Origin of the sequence: Ensifer oleiphilus (genome assembly GCF_013371465.1) — a bacterium.
Lineage (GTDB): Bacteria > Pseudomonadota > Alphaproteobacteria > Rhizobiales > Rhizobiaceae > Ensifer > Ensifer oleiphilus.
In genome coordinates, this window is record NZ_JABWDU010000028.1 from 1 (window position 1) to 871 (window position 871).

At 64.3% G+C, this 871-nt stretch carries 1 protein-coding gene; it reads left to right on the forward strand.

Annotation, left to right across the window (positions count from 1 at the left end; genetic code table 11):
* Nucleotides 1–871: calcium-binding protein (locus tag HT585_RS31555; RefSeq protein ID WP_425513802.1), on the forward strand; the 871-nt coding region annotated here is incomplete at both ends.

The following is an 871-nucleotide window of genomic DNA, read 5'->3' on the forward strand; positions in this document are numbered from 1 at the left end:
GCAACGGCACGAATGCCGTTTCGATCGTTGCCGAACTCAACGACATCGAAGAGATCGTCATCAATACGGGTGCAGGCGACGATACCGTCCTGACAATCGGTGATTTCTCGTCGACCGGCCTCAGCGTCAACACGATCACGATTGATGGCACGGCTGGGGACGACACGGTCGATATCAGCAGCCTCCAGTCAGCCCACCGCATCCTGTTCCGTTCCAATGGCGGCAACGATACGATTATTGGAACAATGCGGCCTCAGGACGTGATTGAGTTGGTTGAGGGCGCGAACCTCGAAGATTACACGGCCACCGAAGCCGATGGCATGACAACGCTGACCAACGGCACGCACTCGATCACCTTCTCCAGCGGTGGCCTGCCGACCCTGCAGGTTCACGGAGGTTCGGACGACGAGGATGACGATGACGATGACACCGGCGGCCCCGACGATGATGGGGACGACGATGATGATGATACGGTCGGCGGCGGTGACGACGATGGCGACGACGACGGTGACGGTTCGGGCGATGGGGACGGTGGCGAGACGCCGTTGCCGGTTGCGGCGCGCACGCTGATCGGAACGTCTGCGGCGGATGTGCTGCTGGGCGGTGCGGTTGCCGACGTGCTTCTGGGCGGCGGCGGTGGCGACATCCTTTCGGGGGATGCCGGCAGCGACGTGCTGCGCGGCGAGGACGGCGAGGATGTGCTGTCGGGCGGTGACGGCGACGACGTTGCCTCGGGCGGATCGGGCAATGACGAGATCCACGGCGGTGCCGGTGCCGACATGCTGTTCGGCAACGGCGGCGAGGACCTGATCTACGGCGACGCCGGCAACGACGTCATCGAAGGCGGGGCGGGATCGGACAAGGCCTGGGG